This window comes from Streptomyces doebereineriae, from assembly GCF_031845645.1.
Classification (GTDB): Bacteria; Actinomycetota; Actinomycetes; order Streptomycetales; family Streptomycetaceae; genus Streptomyces; species Streptomyces canus.
The window spans coordinates 33006-57656 of record NZ_JAVREZ010000014.1; the positions used below are offsets into that span (position 1 = coordinate 33006).

General features: G+C 70.7%; 25 protein-coding genes. 7 read left to right on the top strand and 18 right to left on the bottom strand.

What is annotated here, in order from left to right:
• Positions 1-7 precede the first annotated feature (7 nt).
• The 3 genes from RNB18_RS33265 to RNB18_RS33275 are packed head-to-tail and all read right to left on the bottom strand — an operon-like array spanning position 8 to position 4061.
• On the bottom strand, positions 8-1648 hold the full coding sequence (locus RNB18_RS33265) for an acyl-CoA carboxylase subunit beta (protein WP_394817712.1): 1641 nt from the start codon (positions 1646-1648) through the stop codon (positions 8-10).
• Positions 1603-3270 carry an acyclic terpene utilization AtuA family protein gene (locus tag RNB18_RS33270; RefSeq protein ID WP_311717816.1) on the bottom strand — a complete coding sequence of 556 codons (1668 nt, stop codon included), beginning with the start codon at positions 3268-3270 and terminating at the stop codon, positions 1603-1605. Before RNB18_RS33270 ends, RNB18_RS33265 begins: the two co-directional genes overlap by 46 nt.
• Entirely contained in the window at positions 3267-4061 is a 795-nt protein-coding gene (locus RNB18_RS33275) for a TIGR03084 family metal-binding protein (RefSeq protein WP_311717817.1), read from the bottom strand. The genes RNB18_RS33270 and RNB18_RS33275 overlap by 4 nt, the downstream gene beginning before the upstream one ends.
• A 125-nt stretch (positions 4062-4186) precedes the next feature.
• On the opposite strand from RNB18_RS33275, the gene RNB18_RS33280 reads away from it, so the two are divergent.
• Positions 4187-4927, top strand: coding sequence for a class I SAM-dependent DNA methyltransferase (locus RNB18_RS33280; protein ID WP_311717818.1), 741 nt, complete (start codon positions 4187-4189; stop codon positions 4925-4927).
• A gap of 244 nt (positions 4928-5171) precedes the next feature.
• Here RNB18_RS33280 and RNB18_RS33285 read toward each other — a convergent pair whose 3' ends face one another.
• From RNB18_RS33285 to RNB18_RS33305, 5 genes are all read right to left on the bottom strand, one after another.
• Positions 5172-6110, bottom strand: coding sequence for an EamA family transporter (locus tag RNB18_RS33285; RefSeq protein WP_311717819.1), 939 nt, complete (start codon positions 6108-6110; stop codon positions 5172-5174).
• A gap of 129 nt (positions 6111-6239) precedes the next feature.
• A complete protein-coding gene (locus tag RNB18_RS33290; protein ID WP_311717820.1) occupies positions 6240-6701 on the bottom strand; it encodes a GNAT family N-acetyltransferase in 462 nt (153 codons plus the stop codon).
• 22 nt (positions 6702-6723) lie between these two features.
• Positions 6724-7494 carry a metallophosphoesterase family protein gene (locus tag RNB18_RS33295; protein ID WP_311717821.1) on the bottom strand — a complete coding sequence of 257 codons (771 nt, stop codon included), beginning with the start codon at positions 7492-7494 and terminating at the stop codon, positions 6724-6726.
• Positions 7495-7524: 30 nt separating this feature from the next.
• Positions 7525-8109 (bottom strand): hypothetical protein, encoded by a 585-nt coding sequence (locus RNB18_RS33300; RefSeq protein ID WP_311717822.1) that lies wholly within the window; start codon positions 8107-8109, stop codon positions 7525-7527.
• 93 nt (positions 8110-8202) lie between these two features.
• On the bottom strand, positions 8203-11100 hold the full coding sequence (locus RNB18_RS33305; RefSeq protein WP_311717823.1) for an FAD-binding and (Fe-S)-binding domain-containing protein: 2898 nt from the start codon (positions 11098-11100) through the stop codon (positions 8203-8205).
• 91 nt (positions 11101-11191) lie between these two features.
• On the opposite strand from RNB18_RS33305, the gene serC reads away from it, so the two are divergent.
• Positions 11192-12310 carry a phosphoserine transaminase gene (gene serC / locus RNB18_RS33310; RefSeq protein WP_311717824.1) on the top strand — a complete coding sequence of 373 codons (1119 nt, stop codon included), beginning with the start codon at positions 11192-11194 and terminating at the stop codon, positions 12308-12310.
• Between the two features lie 69 nt (positions 12311-12379).
• Here the strand turns inward: serC and RNB18_RS33315 are convergent, their stop codons facing one another.
• Together RNB18_RS33315 and RNB18_RS33320 are read right to left on the bottom strand one after the other, a co-directional pair.
• Positions 12380-13201, bottom strand: a complete 822-nt coding sequence (locus RNB18_RS33315) for an RpnC/YadD family protein (protein WP_311717825.1) — start codon at positions 13199-13201, stop codon at positions 12380-12382.
• Between the two features lie 168 nt (positions 13202-13369).
• On the bottom strand, positions 13370-14305 hold the full coding sequence (locus tag RNB18_RS33320) for an NADP-dependent oxidoreductase (RefSeq protein WP_311717826.1): 936 nt from the start codon (positions 14303-14305) through the stop codon (positions 13370-13372).
• Positions 14306-14371: 66 nt separating this feature from the next.
• Between RNB18_RS33320 and RNB18_RS33325 the strand changes: the two genes are divergently transcribed.
• The 3 genes from RNB18_RS33325 (at position 14372) to RNB18_RS33335 (ending at position 15188) form a co-directional block, all read left to right on the top strand.
• Entirely contained in the window at positions 14372-14581 is a 210-nt protein-coding gene (locus RNB18_RS33325) for a winged helix-turn-helix transcriptional regulator (protein ID WP_311717827.1), read from the top strand.
• Between the two features lie 158 nt (positions 14582-14739).
• Positions 14740-14910 carry a hypothetical protein gene (locus tag RNB18_RS33330; RefSeq protein ID WP_311717828.1) on the top strand — a complete coding sequence of 57 codons (171 nt, stop codon included), beginning with the start codon at positions 14740-14742 and terminating at the stop codon, positions 14908-14910.
• The gene (locus RNB18_RS33335; protein WP_311717829.1) at positions 14907-15188 is read left to right on the top strand and encodes a winged helix-turn-helix transcriptional regulator; all 282 of its coding nucleotides are present in this window, start codon (positions 14907-14909) and stop codon (positions 15186-15188) included. Before RNB18_RS33330 ends, RNB18_RS33335 begins: the two co-directional genes overlap by 4 nt.
• Here the strand turns inward: RNB18_RS33335 and RNB18_RS33340 are convergent.
• From RNB18_RS33340 to RNB18_RS33355, 4 genes are all read right to left on the bottom strand, one after another.
• Positions 15172-15846 (bottom strand): Type 1 glutamine amidotransferase-like domain-containing protein, encoded by a 675-nt coding sequence (locus RNB18_RS33340; RefSeq protein WP_311717830.1) that lies wholly within the window; start codon positions 15844-15846, stop codon positions 15172-15174. The genes RNB18_RS33335 and RNB18_RS33340 overlap by 17 nt on opposite strands.
• Positions 15847-16002: 156 nt before the next feature.
• The gene (locus RNB18_RS33345; RefSeq protein ID WP_311717831.1) at positions 16003-17517 is read right to left on the bottom strand and encodes a cellulase family glycosylhydrolase; all 1515 of its coding nucleotides are present in this window, start codon (positions 17515-17517) and stop codon (positions 16003-16005) included.
• Positions 17518-17646: 129 nt separating this feature from the next.
• Positions 17647-18456 (bottom strand): ABC transporter permease, encoded by an 810-nt coding sequence (locus tag RNB18_RS33350; protein ID WP_311717832.1) that lies wholly within the window; start codon positions 18454-18456, stop codon positions 17647-17649.
• Positions 18453-19418: an ATP-binding cassette domain-containing protein gene (locus RNB18_RS33355; RefSeq protein ID WP_311717833.1), complete on the bottom strand. Its 966-nt coding sequence runs from the start codon at positions 19416-19418 to the stop codon at positions 18453-18455. The genes RNB18_RS33350 and RNB18_RS33355 overlap by 4 nt, the downstream gene beginning before the upstream one ends.
• An 89-nt stretch (positions 19419-19507) precedes the next feature.
• Between RNB18_RS33355 and RNB18_RS33360 the strand changes: the two genes are divergently transcribed.
• Positions 19508-20269: a TetR/AcrR family transcriptional regulator gene (locus RNB18_RS33360; RefSeq protein ID WP_311717834.1), complete on the top strand. Its 762-nt coding sequence runs from the start codon at positions 19508-19510 to the stop codon at positions 20267-20269.
• On the opposite strand, the gene RNB18_RS33365 is transcribed toward RNB18_RS33360, so the two are convergent.
• On the bottom strand, positions 20264-21256 hold the full coding sequence (locus tag RNB18_RS33365; protein WP_311717835.1) for a WD40 repeat domain-containing protein: 993 nt from the start codon (positions 21254-21256) through the stop codon (positions 20264-20266). The two genes, RNB18_RS33360 and RNB18_RS33365, sit on opposite strands and share 6 nt — an antisense overlap.
• A gap of 114 nt (positions 21257-21370) precedes the next feature.
• On the opposite strand from RNB18_RS33365, the gene RNB18_RS33370 reads away from it, so the two are divergent.
• Positions 21371-22048, top strand: coding sequence for a GDSL-type esterase/lipase family protein (locus RNB18_RS33370; protein ID WP_311717836.1), 678 nt, complete (start codon positions 21371-21373; stop codon positions 22046-22048).
• A 111-nt stretch (positions 22049-22159) separates the two neighbouring features.
• On the opposite strand, the gene RNB18_RS33375 is transcribed toward RNB18_RS33370, so the two are convergent.
• Genes RNB18_RS33375 through RNB18_RS33385 form a run of 3 tightly spaced genes read right to left on the bottom strand, consistent with a single transcriptional unit; the run spans position 22160 to position 24601 of the window.
• Positions 22160-22945, bottom strand: coding sequence for an ABC transporter permease (locus RNB18_RS33375; RefSeq protein WP_311717837.1), 786 nt, complete (start codon positions 22943-22945; stop codon positions 22160-22162).
• Positions 22942-23904 (bottom strand): ATP-binding cassette domain-containing protein, encoded by a 963-nt coding sequence (locus RNB18_RS33380; protein WP_311717838.1) that lies wholly within the window; start codon positions 23902-23904, stop codon positions 22942-22944. Before RNB18_RS33380 ends, RNB18_RS33375 begins: the two co-directional genes overlap by 4 nt.
• Positions 23905-23932: 28 nt before the next feature.
• On the bottom strand, positions 23933-24601 hold the full coding sequence (locus RNB18_RS33385; RefSeq protein ID WP_311717839.1) for a DUF4097 family beta strand repeat-containing protein: 669 nt from the start codon (positions 24599-24601) through the stop codon (positions 23933-23935).
• Positions 24602-24651 lie beyond the last annotated feature (50 nt).

A 24651-nucleotide genomic window follows, 5' to 3' on the forward strand; every position in this document is an offset into this window, starting at 1 on the left:
GGGTTCCTCACATCCGGAAGACGCCGAAGCCGCCGCGTGTGCCCTCGTAGGGCGCGGTGTGGATCGCGGACAGGCACATTCCCAGTACCGTCCGGGTGTCGCGGGGGTCGATGACGCCGTCGTCGTAGAGCCGCCCGGACAGGAACATGGGCAGCGACTCGGACTCGATCTGCTGCTCCACCATGGCGCGCAGGGCGGCGTCGCCCTCTTCGTCGTACGGCAGTCCCTTCGCGGCCGCCGACTGGCGGGCGACGATGGAGAGCACGCCCGCGAGCTGCTGGGGGCCCATCACGGCCGACTTGGCGCTGGGCCAGGCGAAGAGGAAACGGGGGTCGTAGGCGCGGCCGCACATGCCGTAGTGGCCGGCCCCGTAGGAGGCGCCCATGAGGACGGAGAGGTGCGGGACCTTCGAGTTGCTCACCGCGTTGATCATCATCGCGCCGTGCTTGATGATGCCGCCCTGTTCGTACTCCCTGCCGACCATGTAGCCGGTGGTGTTGTGCAGGAAGAGCAGCGGGATGTCGCGCTGGTTGGCGAGCTGGATGAACTGGGCCGCCTTCTGGGACTCCTCGGAGAACAGGACGCCCTGGGCGTTGGCCAGCACGCCCACCGGATGGCCGTGCAGCTCGGCCCAGCCGGTGGCCAGGCTCGTCCCGTACAGGGGCTTGAACTCGTCGAAGTCGGAGGCGTCGACGATCCGGGCGATCACCTCGCGCGGGTCGAAGGGGGTGCGCAGGTCGCCGGGGACGATGCCGAGGAGTTCGTCGACGTCGTACTTGGGCGGCTCGGCGGGGCCCGGATCGCCGTACGCCTTGCGGTGGTTGAGGCGGGCCACGACCCGCCGTGCCTGCCTGAGCGCGTCCTGCTCGTCCACGGCGAAGTAGTCCGCGAGGCCCGACACGCGTGCGTGCATCTCGGCGCCGCCCAGGGACTCGTCGTCGCTCTCCTCGCCGGTGGCCATCTTGACGAGGGGCGGACCGCCGAGGAACACCTTGGCCCGCTCCTTGACCATGATCACGTGGTCGGACATGCCGGGCACGTAGGCACCGCCGGCCGTGGAGTTGCCGAAGACGACGGCGACCGTGGGGATTCCGGCGGCCGACAGCCGGGTCAGGTCCCGGAAGATGGCACCCCCGGGGATGAAGATCTCCTTCTGGGAGGGGAGGTCCGCGCCGCCCGACTCCACCAGGCTGATGCAGGGCAGCCGGTTGGCGAGGGCGATGTCGTTGGCGCGCAGGGCCTTCTTCAGCGACCAGGGGTTGCTGGCGCCGCCGCGCACGGTCGGGTCGTTGGCGGTGATCAGGCACTCCACGCCCTCGACGACCCCGATGCCGGTGACGAGGGAGGCGCCGACCGTGTACTCGCTGCCCCAGGCGGCGAGCGGCGACAGCTCCAGGAAGGGCGTGTCCGGGTCGAGGAGCAGTTCGATGCGCTCCCGGGCGAGCAGCTTGCCGCGGCCCCGGTGCCGCTCGACGTACTTCTCTCCGCCGCCCGCGAGAGCCTTCGTGTGCTCGGCGGTCAGCTGTTCCAGCTTGGCGAGCATGGCGTCGCGGTTGGCGCGGTAGTCCGCACCTGCCGTGTCCAGGCCGGAGTCGATGACGGTCACAGCAAACCCTCCGGGATGTCCAGGTGGCGGGAGCGCAGCCATTCGCCGAGGGCCTTGGCCTGCGGGTCGAAGCGGTGCTGGGCGGCGACACCCTCGCCGAGGATGCCCTCGACGACGAAGTTCAGGGCGCGGAGCTGGGGCAGGTCGTGGCGGGTGATGGGCAACTCCGCGGTCTCCGGCAGGAGTTCGCGCAGGCGGTCGACGGTGAGGGTGTGGGCGAGCCAGCGCCAGGCCTCGTCCGTCCGGGCCCAGACCCCGATGTTGGCGTTGCCGCCCTTGTCGCCGCTGCGGGCACCCGCGATCAGACCGAGGGGGGCCCGGCGGGTGGGGCCTTCCGGCAGCGGTTCGGGCAGGGGTGGTGTCGGGGGATCATCGAGTACGGCGGTCTCCCGGGCCGGTGCCACAGGGATCCGCTGCCCGTCATTGAGGACGGCCACATGGTCCACGGCCCCATGGGGGACGTACACATCCTCGAAGACCCCATAGGGCGAGCCCTTCCCCGGTGGCGCCAGCACATGGAACCCGGGGTAGCTCGCCAGGGCCAGTTCTACGGCGGCCCCGCTGAGCGCGCGTCCGACGATCTCCTGGTTCGCGTCCCGGACGACCAGGCGCAGCAGGGCGCTCGCGGCCTCCTCGGTGCCGGCGTCCGGGCGGTCCGTGCGGACCAGGTCCCAGCGCACCTCGGCGGCTTTGGCGAGGGCCGGTTCCATCTGCTCCCGCACCAGCGCGGCCTTGGCCTCGATGTCCAGGCCGGTCAGGACGAAGCCGACCTCGTTGCGGAAGCCGCCGAGCCGGTTGAGGCCGACCTTGAGGGTGGGGGGCGGGGCCTCGCCGTGTACACCGGAGATCCGGACGCGGTCGGGGCCGTCCTGGGTGAGCCGGACCGTGTCGAGGCGGGCGGTGACGTCGGGGCCCGCGTACCGGGCGCCTTGCGTCTCGTACAGCAGCTGGGCGGTCACCGTGCCGACGTCCACGAAGCCGCCGGTGCCGGGGTGCTTGGTGATGACGGCGGTGCCGTCCTCGTGGAGTTCGGCGAGGGGGAAGCCGGGGCGGCGGACGTCTCCCTCTTGGAAGAAGGAGTAGTTCCCGCCGGTCGCCTGCGTTCCGCACTCCAGGACGTGCCCGGCGACGACGGCGCCCGCGAGCCGGTCGTAGTCCGTCGGTCCCCAGCCGAAGTGGGCGGCGGCGGGCCCGGTGACCAGGGCCGCGTCCGTCACCCGGCCGGTCACGACGACGTCCGCGCCCTCCCGCAGACAGGTCGCGATGCCGAAGCCGCCGAGATAGGCGTGGGCGGCGAGGCTGCCCGGGTGGAGGGAGGTGAGGTCGTCGCCCTCGACGTGGGCGACGCGGACCGGGAGGCCGATGCGATCCGCCAACTCCCTTATACGGGAGGCGAGTCCGGCCGGATTCAGCCCTCCTGCGTTCGCCACGATGCGGACGCCCCGCTCCCGCGCCAGCCCCAGGCACTCCTCCAACTGCCTCAGGAAGGTGCGGGCATACCCGGCCCCCGGGTCCTTCAGCCGGTCGCGGCCCAGGATGAGCATGGTCAGCTCGGCCAGGTAGTCGCCGGTGAGGACGTCGAGTTCCCCGCCGGTGAGCATCTCGCGCATCGCGTCGAAGCGGTCACCGTAGAAGCCGGAGGCGTTGCCTATGCGCAGGGTCATCCGGCGGCCCCCTGCGGCGGGCGGCCCTTGCCCGGCGGACCTGCGAAGGCCTGGGCGATGTCGAGCCACCGGTCGGCGTCCTCGCCCTCCGCGCGCAGGGCGAGGTCGGCACGGTGGGCCCGCTGGGTGACCAGGAGACAGAGGTCGAGAGCGGGGCCGGTGACGCGGTCGCTGGCGTTCTCGGGGCCGAAGGTCCACAACTCACCGGAAGGTGCGGTGAGTTCGATGCGGAACTCCTCGAACGGCGGGGTCAGTCCGTGCACGCCGAAGGCGAAGTCGCGGGTGCGGACGCCGAGGCGGACGATGTGCCGGAGCCGGTCGGTGGGGGTGCGGCTCACGCCCAGGGCGTCCGCCACGTCCAGGCCGTGGGCCCAGGTCTCCATGAGACGCGCGGTGGCCATGGAGGCGGTCGACATGGGCGGGCCGTACCAGGGGAAACGGGCGCCCTCGGGTGCCGTGCGCAGGGCCTCCGCCAGATCCTCGCGTCCCGCCCGCCAGTAGGCGAGCAGCCGGGACGGAGGCTTGCGGGCGCCCTCCTCCGCGCCGTCGTCCACGAAGTCCCCGGGGGCGGCGAGCGCCTTCTCGACCTCGCGGGAGAAGGCCGCCCGGTCGGTGACGGCGAGCAGGGAGGAGTGGTCGGTCCAGGCGAGGTGGGCGATCTGGTGGGCGACGGTCCAGCCGGGGGCGGGGGTCGGCAGCGACCACTGCTCCTGGCTCAGTCCGGCTACCAGCAGGTCGAGCTCCTCGCTCTCCGCACACAGGTCGTCGATGACGGGCGTGGGATCTGCCATGGGGTGAGAATGTCAGCGACTCCGGAAACAAGCAAGCGTGCTTGCATTAATTCTGCGCGCGGGCACGATCCTCGGGGCCTCGATATTCGGGGGCGCCCGGCCCCTCCCCGCAGTACGGTCGTCCGATGATCGATGACGACGGTTACTTCGGAGAGTCCGTCGCGGCGACGTACGACGAGTCGTCGGCGGACATGTTCGCGCCGGATGCGGTCGAGCCGGCCGTGAAGGTGCTGGCGGAGCTCGCCGACGCAGGGCGGGCCCTGGAACTGGGCGTCGGCACCGGGCGGATCGCGCTGCCGCTGGCGGGGCGCGGGGTCGAGGTGCACGGCATCGAGCTGTCGCGGGCGATGGCGGACCGGCTGCGGGCCAAGCCCGGCGGCGAGGCGGTCGGGGTGACGATCGGCGACTTCGCGTCGGCCCGGGCGCCGGGCACCTTCTCGGTCGGTTACCTGGTCTTCAACACGATCATGAACCTGACGACCCAGGACGCCCAGGTGGACTGCTTCCGCAATGTCGCGGCGCATTTGGCACCCGGTGGGACCTTCGTCGTGGAGGTCATGGTCCCCCAGCTGCGGAAGCTTCCGCCGGGCCAGAACGCCGTGCCGTTCTACGTGGGTGCGAACCGCCTCGGCTTCGACACCTACGACGTGGCCACCCAGGCGATGGCCTCGAACCACGTCAGGGTCGAGGACGGCCGTGGCTCCTTCCGGACCATCCCTTTCCGGTACGTCTGGCCCGCGGAGCTGGATCTCATGGCGCGGCTGGCCGGGATGCGGCTGCGGGACCGGTGGGAGGACTGGAGCGGCGCACCCTTCACGAGCGAGAGCGAGACGCACGTCTCGGTGTGGGAGAAGGTGGCGGACTGATCGGCCGGCCCGGGCGAGCGGCTCGTCGTGGCCGTCCGTCTCAGTGATACGGCTGTCGTCGAGGGCGATCACGCGGTGGGCGTAGCGGGCAGGCGAGGCCGGTGGTGGGTTCGTCGGGACTGGCAGCGGGGCGTCCTGGCCCTGCACTACACGGTCCGCGCTGACGGGCCCGCGCGGCCTACGCCCGCAACTCCATCGCGGGGCTCCCCGACGGCCTACGACAGTCCAGTCGGCCCCGGCTCGGTCAGTCGACCGACGGGAGCGCTGCCTTGCCACGTCCCACCTGAGTCCGGACCGCTCCCATGCTCGCCGCGATCACGAGCGCGACGGCGAGGGCCTGAAGCGTGGACAGGGACTGGTCGAGGATCAGGAAGCCCGCGAGGGCGGCCAGAGCCGGCTCCAGGCTCATGAGGATCGCGAAGGTGGAGGCGGGCAGGGTGCGCAGGGCGAGGAGTTCGAGGGTGTAGGGCAGGACGGAGGACATCAGGGCCACCGCCGCACCGAGGCCCACGGTCACCGGGTCGAGGAGCCTGGTGCCGGACTCCGCGATGCCGAGCGGCAGGAACGCCAGCGCGCCGACCGCCATCGCCAGGGCGAGGCCGTCGGCCTGCGGGAAACGGCGGCCGGTCCGCGCGCTGAAGACGATGTACGCCGCCCACATGGCGCCCGCGCCCAGCGCGAAGGCGACGCCCGCCGGGTCCAGGTCGCCGAAGTCCCCGCCGCCCAGGAGGAAGACACCGGCGAGCGCGAGTCCGGCCCAGACGGTGTTGACCGCGCGGCGGGAGGCGAGCACCGAGAGGGCGAGGGGCCCGAGGAACTCCAGGGTCACGGCGGCGCCCAGGGAGATGCGGTCGACGGCCTGGTAGAAGAGGCCGTTCATCGCGGCCAGGGTGAGGCCGAAGACGACGACCGTGCCCCAGTCGGTGCGGGAGTGCCCGCGCAGCCGGGGGCGGCAGAGGACGAGGAGGACGACCGCGGCCGCCAGCAGCCGCAGGGTCACGACCCCGAGGGCGCCCGCCCTCGGCATCAGGGTCACGGCCAGCGCCGCACCGAACTGCACGGAGACGCCCCCGGCGAGCACCAGGCCGACGGGACCGAGGGAACTGGAGCGGCGGGGCCCGTGGGCGGGCGTGCTGCCCACCGGGGTCGGCGACGACGTCGGGGCGCTGCTGGAGGTGGTCACGGGGCTTCCAGGGATCGACTCGGGGTTCGTCCATCATGATGCACTACTCAGTTCACGATAGTGGACCTAGTCATGTGCGTAAACCCGTTATACGACTGTCCCGGTAGCTCAGTTGCAACCCCCGAACCGCTACCGGCGCGGCCCCCGCACCATGAAGACGTCCACCGGGTCCTCGCTCTCCACGGTGAAGCCGTGCCGCTCGTACAGGCGTCGGGCCGCGCTGCCCTGGAGGACGTTCAGGCGGACGGGTTCGCCGTCGGCGTCGGTCCGTGCGAGGAGGCTGCGCAGGACGGCCGAGCCGAGGCCGAGGCCCTGGAGTTCCGGGGCGATGAAGAAGTGCTCCAGCCAGTGGCCGTCCGCGGCCGGCCGCAGTGCGACACAGCCGGCGAAACGCCCCTCGGCCATGATGATCGACATGTGCCGCTCGACGAAGGCGTCCCGGAACCGCTGCCGTACCCGATGCTCGTCGAACCGGCCCAGACGCTCCAGGTCGGGGCGCATCACCACCGCCCGCAGTTCCACGATGACCTCGACATCGGCCGGTGTCGCGGCACGCAGGGTCCAGTCGGTGAGACGTGTGTTCGTTTCCACTCCCGGAGTATCCCAACGGGGCCTACGAGCCCGCCCTCCCGTCTCGCACCCCGAACGCCTCCAGCGCCTCCGTGTCCGTCGCCCGTGCGTTGAGGTAGTAGTCCGCCCACTCCGCGATCCCCGGCCAGTCGCACTCCGCGACGAGTCGCTCGACGGCCGCCGGGATGTCGTACGGCGTCACCCGCAGGTCGGTGCCGGGGCCGAGCAGACACCAGTGGGCGCCGGGGCGGCCGTACGGCATGCCGACGCTGCCGGCGTTCACGACCAGGCGGCCGTGGGCGAGGCGGACGTACGGCATGTGGGTGTGGCCGCAGACGATCGTGCGGACGGTGCCTGGGACGTCCGCGAGGACCTCCGTCCAGCGGGCGGGGCGTGAGTCGACGAGGACGATCTCCTCGTCGTCGCGGGGAGTGGCGTGGCAGAAGAGGACCTCGCCGAGGCCGCGGACGGTGAGGGTGAGGGTGGTGGCGAGGGTGGCCAGGAACTCCACGTCCTCGTCGGTGAGTTGGGCTGCGGCGTAGGCGCCGATCGGGTCGGGGATCTCCGGCCGTTCTCCCCTGCGGTACTCGACGAGCTCCCGGTCCGCGTTGCCCGCGATCCACAGCACGCGCTCCCCCTGTGCCCTCAACAGGGCCAGGACTTGCGCCGGTTGGGGTCCCGCGGTGATGTCCCCGGTCAGCACGATCCGCTCGGCGGCGGCCACCTCCGGCTCGGCCAGGACGGCCTCCAGCGCGGGGAGCACGCCGTGGATGTCGGAGAGGACGGCGACGCGGTGCAGGGTGGTGTCGGTCATGGGCCCACTCTGCACCGCGCCCGCGTGCGCTCAGCCCTGGTCGGCCGGTGCGAAGTGCACCGGGATGTACTGGTCGTAGAGCCGGTTGCCGGTGGCCGTGTAGTCGGCGCGGGTGACGATCGCGCACTTCACGGTGGCGTCGCAGACGACGCCGTCGGCGATCTCGGGCTTGAGGTCGAGGGTCGTGGTGAACCGGCCGCCCTTCTCGTAGGGGATCGTGACGCCGGGCGTGCCCGTGCCCTGGTCGGTGATGCGGCGGGCCGAACCGTCCGTCGACTCGCGGCCGCCGAGGCACGGGGTGGGGAGGGTGGTGTACGTCGAGGGGTCGCCGGCCACGACGCCGTCGGGGATCACGCAGAACGCGAGGAAGATGCCCTGCGCGCGGTTGTAGCCCTTGCCCCGGACATCGACCGTGCCGCCCGCCGCGGGCAGGAACGTGGACTCGGCGGTCAGCCGAAGGTGGAAGGTCTCGCCGTCGGCGGCGGTGACGGTGCGGTGGGCGTGACCGACGAGCGGGGAGGCGCTCGCCGTGCCGGCGAAGGGGAGTACCGCCGCGAGTCCGGCGGCGAGGACGGCCGGTGCGCGGCGCAGCAGCTTCTTGGTGGGGGGTGTCATGGGACGGAGTCCGCCCTTTCACTTATGTGCGTGCTGTGAACTCCTTGATACCTAAAACATGACTGATCAGTAGGCAACGCCCGCCGGATCCCTTCACGGGCCGCCCACCACATCGGCACGTTCACCGCTCCGCAGCGCCTCCGCGAGCACCTCCGCCAGATGCCGCCCCCGCACCCCGGCCAGCTGTTCCAGCTGCGTACGGCAGGAGAATCCGTCGGCCAGCACCACCGCGTCCTCGGCTGCCTGCCGTACCGCCGGCAGCAGTTGATCCTCCGCGCAGGCCCGTGACACCTCGAAGTGCCCTTTCTCGAAGCCGAAGTTGCCGGCCAGGCCGCAGCAGCCGCCGGCCAGGTCGCCGGTGAGGCCCGCGGCCTCGCGCAGCCGGCGGTCGGCCAAGTCGCCCAGGACGGCGTGCTGATGGCAGTGGGTCTGGCCGACGACCGGCCGGTCCAGGGCCGGTGGCCGCCAGCCGGGGGCGAGTTGCTCCAGCGCCTCCGCGAAGGTGCGGACCCGGGAGGCGAGCCGGGCGGCCCGCGGATCGTCGTGCAGCAGTTCCGGCAGGTCGGTGCGGAGCGCGGCCGCGCAGCTCGGTTCCAGGACGACGACCGGGGCCGAGGTCTCCAGCACCGGAGCCATCAGGTCGAGGGTGCGGCGCAACACCGCACGGGCGCGGTCGAGTTGCCCCGTCGACACGTACGTCAGGCCGCAGCAGACCCGGCCCCGGCCGCGCAGGAGGGACACCGGGTCGAGGGCGACCGTCCTGCCGTCGCCCACCGGCGCCTTCTCCAGGTGCACGGTGGGAGGGAGCACCACCCGCAACCCCGCCGCCTCCAGCACGCGTACGGCCGCCTGTCCCACGGACGGTGAGAGATGCTCGGTGAAGGTGTCCGGCCACAGGATGACCGGTTCACCACCGGCACCCCGGGCCTTTCGCCTGTCCCACCACCGGCTGAACGTCTCCGTCGCCACCTTCGGGATCCGCCGCTCGGGCGCGATCCCGCCGAGCCGCTTGGCGACAGCCGCCAACGGCCCTACGGAAGCAAGGGCGTTGACCACCGCCGCCGCTCTCATACGGTCCACCGCGCGCAGCCACCTCGGCAGCCGGCCCATGCTGTGGTGGGCGGCCGGGCGCCGTCGACCGGCGTAGTGGTGGTGCAGGAACTCCGCCTTGTACGTGGCCATGTCGACCCCGACCGGGCAGTCGGAGCGGCAGCCCTTGCAGGACAGGCACAGGTCCAGCGCCTCGCGCACCTCCTCGGAGCGCCAGCCGTCGGTGACCAGTTCGCCCGCCTCACCGGCCAGCATCTCGTGCAGCAGCCGGGCACGCCCGCGCGTGGAGTGCGCCTCCTCGCCGGTGGCCCGGAAGGACGGGCACATGACGGCGGACCCGGTCGCCGAGGTCGTACGGCATTTCGCGACCCCGACGCAGCGCCGTACGGCGGCGGAGAAGTCACCGCCGTCGGCCGGGTACCCGAAGGCGACCTCGACCGGCTCGCGGGGCAGGACGGAGAAGCGGAGGTTGGTGTCGAGGGGGGCCGGGCGGACCAGCATCCCCGGGTTGAGCAGGTCGTCCGGGTCCCAGATGCCCTTCGCCCGCTCGAAGAGGGCGACCATCTCCTCGCCGTACATCCTCGGCAGCAGCTCGGCCCGCGCCTGCCCGTCCCCGTGCTCTCCGGACAGCGAGCCGCCGTGCGCCGCCACCAGGTCGGCGAGTTCCTCGGAGAAGCGCCGGAAGCGGGCGATGCCGGGCCCGGTGAGCAGGTCGAAGTCGATGCGGACGTGGATGCAGCCGTCGCCGAAGTGTCCGTACGGGGTGCCTCTGAGGCCGTGGGAGACGAGCAGTCCGCGGAAGTCCCGCAGATACGCGCCCAGCCGCTGCGGCGGCACCGCGCAGTCCTCCCAGCCGGGCCAGGCCTCGGAACCGTCCGGCATCCGTGTCGCCGTACCGCTGGCGTCCTCGCGGATGCGCCACAGGGCCCGCTGCCCCGCCGGGTCGGTCACCACGAGCGCGTCGAGGACGTCGGCCGCGCGCACGATCTCCTCCGCACGCGCGCGTGCCTCGGCCTCGGCGGAGCCGCCGGTCTCCACGAACAGCCAGGCGCCGCCCCGCGGCAGCGCGGCCGCCGAGGGCACCAGGTCGGCCGCCATGCCCTCCACCGTCAGGGGGCGGTGCACCAGCAATCCCGCCGCTGCCTCGGCGGCCGCGCCCTCGTCCGCGTACCCGAGGACCGCGAGCGCACGCGCGCGTGGCGCCTCCACCAGCCGGACGACGGCCTCGGTGAGGACGCCCAGGGTGCCCTCGCTGCCGCAGAAGGACCGGGCGACGTCGGCCCGGTGTTCCGGCAGGAGGGCGTCCAGGGCGTACCCGGAGATCCGGCGGGGCAGCTCGGGGAAGCCGGTCCGCAGCCGTGCCAGTTCCCCGTCGACCAGCTCCCGCAGCCCCGTCGGCGCCCCGGCCCACTCCTGTCCGAGCCGCAGCCGCAGTCCGCGCGCGGTGACGACGTCCAGCTCCGCCACGCTGTCCGCGGTCGTCCCCCAGGCCACCGAGTGCGAGCCGCACGAGTTGTTGCCGATCATTCCGCCGAGCGTGCACCGGCTGTGGGTGGAGGGGTCGGGCCCGAACCGCAGCCCGTGCGGCGAGGCGGCGTCCTGGAGCCGGTCGAGCACGAGCCCGGGCTGGACGACGGCGGTACGCGCCTCGGCATCGAGCGCGAGGACCCGGTTCATGTGCCGGGTGAAGTCCAGCACGACCCCGGTACCGGTGGCCTGTCCGGCGATGGAGGTACCGCCGCCGCGGGGAACGACGGGGACGCCATGGGTGCGGCAGACCTCCAGTACAGCGGCCACGTCGTCGGCGTCCCGTGGAGCGACCACCCCGAGCGGGACCCGCCGGTAGTTGGACGCGTCCATGGTGACCAGGGCCCGGGAGGTGACGTCGAAACCGACCTCCCCCCGGACGGCCTTCCGCAGATCGGCCTCAAGATCCGTCATGACTCCAGCAAACCAGTCCGGTCAACACCGCCGCGTCTCACCCGACGGACTACGTTTCGACCAGGTTTCCTCCAACGGCTACGCTCCCCTCGTGGCTGAGATCCAGATTCCCGCTGACATCAAGCCCGCCGACGGTCGTTTCGGCGCGGGCCCCTCCAAGGTGCGGACGGAAGCGCTGGACGCGCTGGCCGCAACCGGTACCTCCCTCCTCGGCACCTCCCACCGCCAGGCCCCGGTCAAGAACCTGGTCGGCAAGGTGCGCGAGGGCATCAGTGAGCTCTTCTCCCTCCCCGAGGGCTACGAGGTCGTCCTCGGCAACGGCGGCTCCACCGCGTTCTGGGACGTCGCGACGCACGGCCTGATCGAGAACAAGTCGCAGCACCTGACCTTCGGCGAGTTCAGCTCGAAGTTCGCCAAGGCCTCGAAGCTGGCCCCCTGGCTGGCCGAGCCGACGGTGATCTCCAGTGACCCGGGCACCCACCCGGAGCCGCAGGCCGAGGCCGGCGTGGACGTGTACGCGTTCACGCACAACGAGACCTCCACCGGTGTCGCCGCCCCGATCAAGCGGGTGGCCGGCGCCGACGAGGGCGCGCTGATCCTCGTGGACGCCACCTCCGGCGCCGGCGGCCTCCCGGTCGACGTGTCCGAGACGGACGTCTACTACTTCGCCCCGCAGAAGTCCTTCGCCTCCGACGGCGGCCTGTGGATCGGCGTGTTCTCCCCCGCGGCGATCGAGCGCGCCGAGCGGATCCACGCGTCCGGCCGCCACGTCCCGGAGTTCTTCTCGCTGCCGACGGCGATCGACAACTCCCGCAAGAACCAGACGTACAACACCCCGGCCCTCGCCACGCTCTTCCTGCTGAACCAGCAGCTGGAGTGGATCAACGGCCAGGGCGGCCTCGCGTGGTCGACGGCCCGTACGAAGGACTCCTCGACGCGTCTGTACAGCTGGGCGGAGGAGTCCAAGCACGCGACCCCGTTCGTCACCGACGCGGCCAAGCGCTCCCAGGTCATCGGCACGATCGACTTCTCGGACGAGATCGACGCCGCCGCGATCGCCAAGGTCCTGCGCGCCAACGGCATCGTGGACACCGAGCCCTACCGCAAGCTCGGCCGCAACCAGCTGCGCGTGGCGATGTTCCCGGCGATCGACCCGGCGGACGTCGAGGCCCTGACGAAGTGCGTCGACTACATCATCGAGAAGCTGTAGCCGCTTCCAGAGCTACGACGACGAGGGCGCCCGGCGCATTGCCGCGGGGCGCCCTTCACGTGGGTCCGGCTACTCGTCGGCGAACAGTTCCTCAGCGGTCTCCACGGTCAGGGAACGGTCGAACCAGGTGCCCAGCAGCTCCAGGTCTGTGCAGGACATGACCTGCTCCCGGACGGAGTCGGGGACTTCGACGCCCCGTACTTCAAGGACCCGAAGAATGTCCTCGGCCTTGCCCTCGGCCTTGCCCTCGGTCTTGACCTCGCGCCACGCCTCCTCCATGACGCTGCCACTGCCGGGAAAATTCGGGGTGTACACGGCCATGAGTTCCCTCCAGTGTTCGCGGCCGGGACCTTCGTCCAGACCGATCTCGACGTATTCCGCCCAGTCCGCGTAGGGCCCCAGCACCGGCGCCACCGCGTCCAGTATCGCAAGGATGCCCGGGTCCTTGGCGTTGATGAGAATGGAGAACGTGGCGAGCGCCAGGTCTTTCGCCGCCTCCTCCGGATCGGTGATCGGGCGCACGCCGATCGGCCCCAGAACCAAGGGGAACACCTCCATGCTCGTGTGGAATCTGCGCCCGATTCGGATGGGGTCCCTCGCCCACTCCGCCGTTTTCTTGTCCCGGCACACCACCAACAGAATCGGCGGCAACCGGTACTTGGCATACATGTGCGCCAAGTAGTACGCCCAGCTGTTGTGCTTGTCCGGGTCCGGATGGCTCTGCGACTCGACAGCGAGCAGAAACCCGCCTTCGTCGTCGACCGTACGAACCCGGAAGAAGCTGTCCACCCGACGCTCCAACGGCCTGATCTCGGTGAGATCGGTGTCGAGCGGCTCGATCGAGCTGTACTCGGGGAACCTGACGCCCGCCTCCGGCACGAGACGGGCCAAGAGATCCGGCTCCTGTCGGAAGATCCGATGCATGGCGTCATGCTGTGAACTGACCATGCGACGGAACGCAACCGAGCGAACACACGCTCTACGTCCGGATGCCTACATGATCAACCGTACGGGTGAACATGCCGCCGAGGACACCCAGTTGGTCAGGCCTCCGCCGTCTCACGGCACCAGCACCAGCTTGCCCGTGGTGCGCCTTTCCTCGATCGCGTGGTGGGCCGCGGCGGCCTCGGACAGTGGGTAGGTGTGTTCCACGGCGACCTCCAGGCGGCCCGCCTCGATACGGTCCGTGATCGGCTCCAGTGCCTGCCCGGACGGCTCGGCCGTGACCCAGACATAGCGCAACCCCCGGCCGGTGGCCTCCTGTTCGTCCGTACCGGGATCGATGGACGCCCCGATGAGCAGCCCGCCCGGCTTGAGCACGTCGAGGGAGCGCGGCCCGTACGCGCCGCCCACCAGGTCCAGGACGACGTCCACCGGCGATACGGCCGTACGGAAGTCGCCGGCCGTGTAGTCGATCAGCTCGTCGGCGCCGAGTTCGCGCAGCCACCCGTGTTTGGCCTGACGCGCGGTTCCGATGACGTGGGCACCGATCTCCTTGGCCAGCTGGACCGCGACATGGCCGACGCCGCCCGCCGCCGCGTGGATCAGTACCCGGTCGCCGGGCCGGACCCGGGCCAACACGGCCAGCGCCTGCCAGGCGGTGATCGCGACCAGGGGAACGGCCGCGGCCTGCGCGAAGTCGAGGTTCTTCGGCTTCAGAGCCAGCGCGGCGGCCGGCGCGGCGGTGTACTCCGCGTACGCGCCCCGCGGGGAGACCGGCAGCATCCCGTACACCTCGTCGCCCGGCACGAACCGCGTCACCCCCGCACCGACCCGCTCGACGGTCCCGGCCACGTCGTTGCCCGGTGTCCAGGGCAGGGCGACCAGGTCGGGGACCCGGCCGGACCTGAGCACCGCGTCCCCCGGATTGACCCCGGCACCACCGACCCGCACCAGCACTTCCGCGGGGCCGGGCTCCGGCACGTCGGTCTCGGTGTAGCCCAGCACCTCGGGGCCGCCGAAGACGGACTGGACGATGGCATGCATACGCTTCATGCCACCCATCCTCCGGCCGCCAATCCCCCGGCGGAAGAAGGCACTTCTCTGATATCGAGGTTCTTCATGGATACCGGCTTCGACCTGAGAGAACACGGCGGCGTGGACGTCTTCCTGCGCGACTGCCCCACCCGCGCCGTGCTGGAGCTGATCGCGAGCAAGTGGACCATGCTGGTGCTGGTGGCCCTCGAGGACGGCCGTCCCATGCGGTTCGCCGAACTTCGGCGCCGTCTGGACGGGGTTGGGAACTGCTGCCGCTGGACTTGGCAGAAGTGACTTCTGGTGTTCGTGAGTGAGCGCGTGTACTGGATGCGGTGGTTCATCTGCGCGACAGGAGGGTCTGCCGACGGGGGTGTGCTGCCTGCTCTTTCGGGAGGGAACGCGAGTTCGCGGGTCGAATGGGTGACCTTTGCGGATGCTGCTCGTTGACTGCCGTGGACGGGGATCTTCGGCAGGGCGGGGGTGTACGAGTGGGCGGGCTGCGGGAGGTGGCGGCGTCGTTCGTGGTGCCCGGCCCGGCCGGAGTGGCGATCCGGGACCGGCTGCGGGTGTCGGATGCGGACGCTGCGGTCCTCACCGAGGTCGGCGTCTACTTGGAACGGTGACCCCGAAGGTCCTGACCTCGACCCTGCGCGCCCTGGAACGCGAGGGCCTGCTGACCCGCAGCGTGTACCCGACCGTGCCGCCGCGCGTCGAGTACCGCCTGACCGGCCTCGGGCGGGAGGTGGGCGGGCTCCTCCAGTCCATCACCGACTGGTCGCAGGCCAACATCACCGCCATCCAGAGCGCCCGCCACGATTTCGACGAGCGCACCGCCCGCCTGGCCGAGGACGCGGTCGAACCCGTACGTCCGACGGAGGAGCGCTTCACGAGGTCGGGTTGAACAACTTCCAGTGTCCCTCGGAGACCACCTCGACGGTTCCGTCCGCCACCTTGATGGCGGTCTGCTCGTCGATCGCGTACGCCGGACCCCCGATCCCGGCCGCCCATCGTTCTGCCTCGGCCATGGTGTTCTCCGGACAGGCCGGATGATCCAGGTGCGGGAAGATCGAGAAATCGACCAGGCCCAGTGTGCTGTCGCCTCCGGTGGCCGGCTTCCAGCCCACGAAGTCCTGCCCGATGCGGGGGGTCATCACCATGCTCCCGGCGCTGAGTCCCACGTAGACCGTGTCGGGCAGCGACGGCAGGAGTTCAACGAGCCCGGATTCCCGCATCCAGTGAGCCAGGTACAGCGCGTCACCGCCGTTGACCAGCAGGGCGTCGGCCTCCCGGACCCAGGAGACCCAGCGCGCTTCGTCGATGCTGGGCAGCGCGGTGAGCTCCAGCACGCCCACCGACTTCCACCCCAGCCCGGTCATGTGGAGGGGGGATCGTCCACTGATGAATCGCCATGGCCCGCCCGGATCAGCGTCGGGGGCCCCGTACCCCGCGGTGGGGATGCACAGGGCGCTGGACTCGGCGATCGGCTTGCCCAGGAGGTCGACCAGCGCGTCCTGGATGCGCGCGTTCTTGACACCGGAGTCGGTGAGGAGAAGCTTCATCGTGTCCTTCCGGAGTGAGGACGGGGTCGCAGGGGGACCCACGCAGGTCGAGCCTGACATGAACCATGAACCATGAGCCAGGAGTCAGTAGAGCAGCTCCGGCATCCCCCGTTGACGGGGCGCTCGGCACCCACCGAGCGCCCCGTCACCCCGCCCTCACGCGGCCGTACAGCTCACACTCGGCACACCTCCGCCCCCAGGCGCTCCCCCGAAGCCGAAGCTCGCCGAACTCCCCACCGGTACCGCCCCGTTGTGCGACGCGTTCGTCGCCGTCACGGTCGAGCCGGTCTGGGTGTACGACGCGTTCCACATGGAGGTGACCTTCTGCGAGCCCGGCCAGGTCCACGTCACCTTCCAGGAGGAGAGGGCCGTGGACCCCGAATTGGTCACCTTCACCTCGGCGTTGAACCCGCTCCCCCAGTCGCTGCTGACGGAGTAGGAGGCGGTGCAGGCCGCCGTGCCGCCGCCGGGGTCGCCCGGATCCCCTGGATCGCCGCTCGACGGGAAGCCCGGCGCCTTCACACTCGCCAGATACCCGTCCTTGACGGTGTCCACGGTCTGCCAGTCGTCCTTCAGGATTCCGCCCGTGTCACCGGAGTTGGGGTTCCACGACCAGAAGGTCCAGTGAAAGGAGTCGGCGCCGTACGTCGAGGTCGGCCGCAGATACGAGACCAGCGCCGCCAGCCACTTCTGGTCCACGCTCGACTGAAGGGTGGTGCCGAACTCGCCCACCCACACCGGGGCGATGTTCTGCTTGAAGATGTACCCCCAGTACTTGTCCCAGATCCCCGGCATGTTGGCGGGGAAGGACGGGTCGCTGAACCAGCTCTGCTGGGCCACGCTCGTCGCGTAGTCGTGGGCGGAGTACACGACCCGGTTCGCGACATTCAGCTGCACCGGGTACTGGGCGACGCCCATCAGGTTGCCGCCCCACCAGCCGGAGACACCGTTGAAGGTCTGCACGCCCTCGACGAAGATCAGCAGGTCGGGGTTGACGGACAGCACCGCGTTCCCGGCCCGCTGGGCGGCGAGGCGCCAGTCCGTGGCCGTGTCTCCGCAACCCCAACAGGCGGGATCGTGGGGCTCGTTGTGCAGGTCGATGCCCACGACCGTGTCCTGGCCCTGGTATCGCGTCGCCAGTGCCTTGAGGTTGGCGATCCACGTCGACTCCGGAACCGCGGAGGTGTACCAGAGCGCCGACTGGCCGCCGGAGTCCGGGCGGTGCCGGTCGAGGATGACCTTGAGGCCGTCCTGACCGGCGTACGACACGATCTTGTCCAGCACGCCGAGGGAGTTCAGCCCCTGGAGGTCGGCGTTCTTGCCGCTGGAGAAGTCGATGCTGTTGGGGACCGTCCCCGACTTGAAGATGTCGTCGCTGTACGGAATGCGGAGGGTGTTGTAGCCCAGCGACTTCATCTGGTCGATCATGGACTTGTAGTCGCGGGACCAGAGGCCGTGGACGGCGTAGTTGCCGGTCTCGAAGCCGAACCAGTTGATCCCGGCGATCCGGACCGGCTGCCCGGACTCGTCCAGGATCTGGCGGCCGCCGGTGTGCCAGTAGCCGGCGCCGGCCGTCTCGGCGGCGTGGGCCGACTGAAGACCAGCGGTCCCCAGCGGTAACAGGAGCGCCGCCGCCACCGCACACAGCGCTCTTCGCAAGCTGCGGAACATGTTCGCTGCTTCCTCTCGGGAGGCGCGGGCCCGGAACTCTGTGGGAGCGCTCCCACTGCCCTGCACCCCCCATGGAAGTCAGGTCACATGGACACGTCAAGACATGGGACGTCACTTGTGCGCGGGACGTCACCTACTCAGCTTCTGGAACCTCCGTACCGCCAGCGGCAGGAAGATCGCCGTGAGCACGACGGGCCACACCCCGGCCATCAGCAGCGCGTGCTGCTCGACCCAGGAGTCCCCGCCGCCCACCGGCGTGCCGAACAGGTCGCGGCTGGCGGCAGCGGTCGAGGAGATCGGGTTCCACGCGGCCACCGCGCCCAGCCAGTCGGGCATCAGCTGAGGTGCGACGAAGATGCTGGAGATCATCGTGAGCGGGAAGGCGACCGCGAACAGGCCGCCCGCCGCCTCCGGGTTGGGAACCATCAGGCCCAGCCACACCCCGATCCAGATCAGCGCGAACCTGAGCCACAGCAGCAGTCCGAAGGCGGCGAGGAAACCGAGCCCGCCGTCGGGCCGCCAGCCCATGGCCACCGCGGTGAGCATCATGATCGCCAACTCGGCACAGGCGACGAGCAGATCGGTCACCCCGCGCCCCGCGACCACCGCGGCCGAGGCCATCGGCATCGAGCGGAACCGGTCGATCACGCCCTTCGTGGCGTCGTACACCACGAGGGTGGCCGTGTTGATGAAGCCGAACGCCATCGTCATCACGAACATGCCGGGCATCAGGAAGTCCTTGTAGTCCCCGCCGCCGGGCACCTGCATGGCGCTGCCGAAGACATAGCCGTAGAGCAGGACGGAGAGGATCGGGAAGCCCAACTGCCAGGCGATGTTGATGGGTTGGCGCTGGTAGTGGGTGAGGCCGCGGCGGACGATGTTCCACACGTCGGCGAGGACCCAGTAGGTACGGCCGTGGGTGGCCTCCATGGTGCTCATGCAGCCGTCTCCTTCTCCGTCCGGTGTCCGGTCAGGCGCAGGAACACATCGTCGAGGCTCGGCCTGCGCAGCCCGATGTCCTCGACCCGCACGCCCTCGTCCTGGAGGGTGCGGGCGACTTCGGTGAGCGCGGAGACGCGGTCGACCACGGGGGCGTGCACTCGCAACTCCCCTTCCTCCGCCTCGGGTTCGCCGTCGGAGACCCGGGCGACGACCTTCACCACGCGCGGGATCTCGGACCGTTCGGCGACCACGACCTCGATACGGTCGCCGCCGACCCGGTCCTTGAGCCCGTCCGGCGTGTCGTCGGCGATGGCCCGGCCCTGGTCGATGACGGTGATGCGGGAGGCGAGCTTGTCGGCCTCCTCCAGGTACTGCGTGGTCAGCAGCACGGTGGTGCCGCTCGCCACCAACGCCCGTACGGACTCCCAGACTTCGCCGCGGCTACGGGGGTCCAGGCCCGTCGTCGGCTCGTCGAGGAAGAGCACGGCGGGCGCGAGGATCATGGAGGCGGCGAGGTCGAGCCGGCGCCGCATACCGCCGCTGTACTTCCCTACGCCCTTGTCGGCGGCGTCGGTGAGGTCGAACTGCTCCAGGAGTCCGGCGGCCCGCTGCTTGGCCCGCCGCCCGCCGAGGTGGAACAGCCGCCCGAACATCTCCAGGTTCTGCCGGCCGGTGAGGACCTCGTCCACGGCGGCGTACTGACCGGTGAGCCCGATCCTCGACCGCACCTCGCGCCCCTGCCGGGCCACGTCCAGTCCGGCCACGGTGGCCCGGCCGCCGTCCAGCCGGATCAGCGTGGACAGGATGCGGACCGCCGTGGTCTTCCCCGCGCCGTTCGGCCCGAGCAGGCCGTGCACGGTGCCCTCGCGGACGGCGAGGTCGAAGCCGTCGAGGGCGCGTTTCTCGCCGTAGCGCTTCTCCAGCCCCTCGGCGTGGACGGCGTATCCGTGGTCGGTCATGGGTTCCCCCTTCGCTCCTTAACTGAGTACAGCGTACCCGATTGCGCGTACGCTGTACTCAGTTTTAGCCCGGAACTAAGCTGCACACCATGACGAGCAGCGGGGACACCAGTGGCAGCGGGGACATCGTCCGCACGCTCGAGCTGCTGTGGGACGGGGCTCCACGGCCCAGCCGGGGTCCCAAGCCGGGGCTGACGTTGGACCGGATCGTGGAAGCGGCCGTCCGGATCGCGGACGAGGAGGGGTTCGACGCGGTCTCGATGCGCCGGATCGCCACCGAGCTCGGCACCGGCGCGATGTCCCTGTACCGGTACGTCCCGGGCAAGGCCGAGCTGCTCGACCTGATGCTCGACCGCGTCCAGCGCCCCTCCGAGAACCCGGCCGACCTAGGCGACGGCAGCTGGCGCTCCGCCCTGGAGGCCATGGCCCGCGCCACGCTCGCCCTCTACACCCGCCACCCCTGGCTGCTCGGCGTCAACCAGGCCCGCCCGCTGCTCGGCCCGAGCGCGCTGGACGGCATGGAGAAGGTGCTCGGCCGGATCCGCCCGATGGGCCTGACCGATCCCGAGCTGGTGTCGGCGGTCATCATGGTCGACGGGTACGTCGTCGGGGCCGCGCGCACGCAGGTCTACCAGCGGGAGGCGGAGCGCACCTCGGGCATGACGACCGCGGACTTCTTCGCGGCCCAGGCCCCGTTCATCGAGAAGGTCATGGCCACCGGCCGCTACCCGGTCCTCGGCTCCCTCGCCGAGGACACGTGGAGCCCGGAGTTCGACCACTTCGAGTTCGGACTCCAGCGGATCCTGGACGGGCTCGAGGTGCTCGTGGCCGGCCGGCGCGAGGGCTCATGAGCGCCGGAACAGCCGCCGCAGTCCGAAGAGGGCGGCGACGGCTCCCAGGGCGAGGGCGCCGATCTTGATGGTGCCGTCGGAGGTCCCGCCGCCGTCGCTTCCGGAGGCCGAGGAACTCCCGTTCCCGGAGGGCGACTCGGAGCCTCCGTCCCCGGGTGCGTCCTGTGCCTCCACCTCGCTGTCCGCGCCCTCCATGCCGAGCAGGATCTTGGTCCCGTCGGGCGAGTAGGAGACGGACTCCCCCTGCCCGAGCGGCACGCTGATCCGCCCGCCGCGCTTGATGTCGCCGCCGTTCCAGTCGTACCAGATACCGCCGAGGTATCCGCGTACGACGAGCTGTTTGCCGTCGGGCGAGAACGCGGCGTCGGTCGCCCACAGGTCGACGGGCTTGACGGGCTTGAAGACGTTCGTCCCCGAGGGGGAGAGGGTGGCGGGCCCCTCGTAGAGATGCCCGCCGTCCTCGTGCTTGTCGATGATGTAGACGCGCCCGGTCTTGGGCTGGACGATCATCGACTCGGCGTCGCGCGAGCCGTCGGTGTACTTCACGACGTACTGAGTGGCCTTGACGGACTGGTCCTTGAGGACCTTCGGCTCAGGCAGCTTGTAGATCCACACATAGGGCCAGGTGACCCCGTCGTTGTCGCCGATGTCGCCGACCCAGATCTGGTTGTCGGGCCCGATGGCGATGGCCTCGACGTCACGCGGGGTGCCCACGCCGGTCATGGTGATCCTGGCGACGGTCTTGCCGGTGGAGCTGTCGACGGCATACAGGTACGCGCCGGTGTCCTGGTCGTTGTGGGTCCAGTAGATGCCCGGGTGCTGCCGCGAGGCGGCGAGCCCGCTGGACTCGGTGATCCGGGGATCGCTGATGGTGAAGCCCTTGTCCCCCTTCCCGTCCCCGTCGGCGGCGGAGGCGGGCACGGCGGCGGGCAGGGTGAAGGCGCCCACGAGCAGGGTCCCGGCGAGGAGGGCGAAGGGTCGACGCATGCCCCAAGACTGCCATCCCGACACGTGTTTGAAGGGGCGTGGCCGGGAGGGCACAACCGGAGGCGTGGCCGGACTCACATGCCGCCGCCCCCGCCGATGATCCATCATGAGCGGATGCTCAGATTCATGCCGGTCGGCGATTCGATGACGATCGGAAGCGCGGGCGAGCACACCTGGCGTTACCGGATGTGGCAGCACCTGCGTGACACCTGCGGCGGCCCCTTCGCCCTCGTGGGCCCGCGCGAGACGCTGTACGACAAGGGGGCGGACGCGCCGACGTCGTACGAGTACGCCGATCCCGACTTCCCCCGGGCCCACCTGGCCGGCTGGGGCGAGGGCTGGCTGCACATGGCCCCGCTGATCGGCGACGCGGTACGGGCGCACCGCGCGAACGTGCTGCTGGTGTCGCTGGGCCTGATCGACCTGGGCTTCTACACCAACGCGGAACAGACGGCGGAGAACGTCCGTGCCTTCGTCGCCGAGGCCCGCCTGGCCGACCCCCGGATCCGGATGGCCGTCCTCCCGGTGATCCCCAATGTCCGGGCGGAGTCGGACACGCCCTTCGCGACGGAGGTCACCCGCTTCAACGAGCTCCTCGCCAAGGCGATCGCGGACCTGGACGAGCCCCGTTCCCCCCTGCTGTCGGTCTCGCCCCCGGCGTCGTACGACATCAACCACGACACCTACGACGGTACCCACCCGAACGCGAGCGGCGAGCACAAGATCGCGGCGGCCTTCGCGGAGGCCATGTACCAGGCGTGGGACCTGGGCGGGCCGTACGAGTCCTGCTGATCCGGCACTTCGAGGCGCACACGAACGGGGCGGCGCACTCCGACGAGGTGTCGGTGTACGCCGCCCTGGGGTGGGACGGGGTGCGGGAGCCGGCCCGCGCTGTCATGGCGGTTACTTCGGGTCGGCGTTGAACTTCGCGGTCGACCAGCGGTAGCCGAGCACCGCGAGGCCGAGGCACCAGGCGACGGCGATCCAGCCGTTGTGGCCGATCTCGGTGCCCAGGAGCAGTCCGCGCAGGGTCTCGATGGCCGGGGTGAAGGGCTGGTACTCGGCGATCGGCTGGAACCAGCCCGGCATCGCGTCGACCGGCACGAACGTGCTGGAGATGAGCGGCAGGAAGATCAGCGGCATGGCGTTGTTGCTGGCGGCCTCGGCGTTGGGGCTGATCAGGCCCATGCCGACGGCGATCCAGGTGAGCGCCGTGGCGAAGAGCACGAGCAGTCCGAAGGCCGCGAGCCACTCCAGGACGGTGGCGTCGGTGGAGCGGAAGCCGATGGCCACGCCGACCGCGCCGACCAGGACCACGCTGACGACCGACTGCAGCACACTGCCGACGACGTGTCCGACGAGCACCGAACCGCGGTGGATCGCCATGGTCCGGAAGCGGGCGATGATGCCCTCGGTCATGTCGTTGGAGACGGAGACCGCGGTGCCGATCGTGGTGGAGCCGATGGTCATCAGCAGCAGGCCCGGTACGAGATACGCGATGTAGTCGGAGCGGTCGCCGCCGCCGATGCCCGCGCTCATGGTGTCGCCGAAGATGTAGACGAAGAGCAGCAACAGCATGATCGGCGTGAGCAGCAGGTTCAGGGTGAGCGAGGGGTAGCGCCGGGCGTGCAGGAGGTTGCGGCGCAGCATCGTGGACGAGTCGCGTACGGCGAGGGAGAGGTTGCTCATCGGACGGTCTCCTTGGGCTGGTCGGTGACGTCGGCGCCGCCGGTCAGGGCGAAGAAGACGTCGTCGAGGTCGGGGGTGTGCACGGTCAGCTCGTCGGCCTCGATGCCGGCCGCGTCGAGCCGGTCGAGGATCGCGCGCAGCTCGGACTGGCTGCCGCCGCTGGGGAGTTGCAGGGCGAGGGATTCGTCGTCCCGGGTGGCCTCGCGCAGTGCGGAGGCGGCGCTCCGGTAGGCGTCCGGGTCGGTGAAGCGGAGCCGGACGTGACCGCCGGGAATCAGGCGCTTGAGCTGCTCGGCGCTGCCCTCGGCGGCGATCCTGCCGTCGTGGAGGACGGCGATGCGGTCGGCGAGTTCGTCGGCCTCCTCCAGGTACTGCGTGGTGAGGAAGACGGTGACGCCGTCGGAGACCAGCTCCCTGATGATCTGCCACATGGTGTGCCGGGAGCGGGGGTCGAGGCCGGTGGTCGGTTCGTCGAGGAAGATGATCCGCGGGTCGCCGACCAGGGTCATGGCGATGTCGAGACGGCGTTTCATGCCGCCGGAGTAGGTGGAGGCGGGCTTCTTCGCGGCCTCGGTGAGGTCGAAGCGCTCCAGCAGTTCGGCGGCGACCCGCCGCCCCTCGGCCTTGGGCAGGTGGTGCAGGTCCGCCATCAGGAGCATGTTCTCCTCACCGGTGATCAGCCCGTCCACGGCGGAGAACTGCCCGGTGACCCCGATCGCGGCACGCACACCCTGCGGGTCGGCGGCCAGGTCGTGGCCGCCGATGTGGATGCCCCCGGTGCCCGGGTCGGCGGATATGAGTGTGGAGAGGATCTTGACGGCGGTGGTCTTGCCGGCGCCGTTCGGGCCGAGGAGGGAGAAGATCGTGCCGGCGGGCACCTGGATGTCGATGCCGTCGAGGACGGTCTTGTCCCCGTAGGACTTGCGCAGGCCGTTCGCCGCGATGGCCAGGTCGGTCATGGTGGGTGCTCCTTGTGAGGGCTGCGGGTCAGAGGCTGCGGGCGGTGATGTCGCCGTGCGCGGTGGTGGCGCGGATGGCCAGGCCGGCATGGGCTCCTTCGGTGTTCTTGAGGGTGTTGTGGACGCGGCCGTAGGAGGTGCCGGCGTCCAGGGAGGCGGAGGCGGAGGTGCCGACGGTGATGTCGCCCGTCTGCGTGCTCAGCACGACCGAGCCGGTGAGGGCCTCGGCGATGGTGATGTCGCCCTTCTGGGTGCTGATCTCGGCGGGTCCGGTGAGGCGGCCGACGGTGATGTCGCTGTCGGCGGCGGTGAGGCGGATGCTCGCGGCCTCGTCGATCTTGACCGGGCCGTGGGCGCCCTGGAAGACGACGCCGCCGAGGCGTCCGACGGCGCGGAACTCGGCGGCGCCGGACTTGGCCTCGACGTGGGAGCCGGCCGGGAGCTGGACGGTGATCTCGACGGAGCCGGAGGGCCCGAAGTACTGATTCTTCGGGGCCGGGGCGGCGATCCGCAGAACACCGTCGTCGCCGTGGGTGACCTCGATCTGCTCGGCGGCCCGGGTGTCGCGGCTCTTGGCGGGGGCGGCGGGCCGGATCTCGACGGTGGTGTCGGTGCGGTCGGCGGCGATGATCTGGACGCGGCCGGCGGGGAGGTCGATGACGGTGGTGACGGGGGCGGTGGTGTCGAACTTCTGCATCAGGTGCTCCTGTGTTCGTCGCTGTTTCCGATGAACGAAAAGCTACGTTG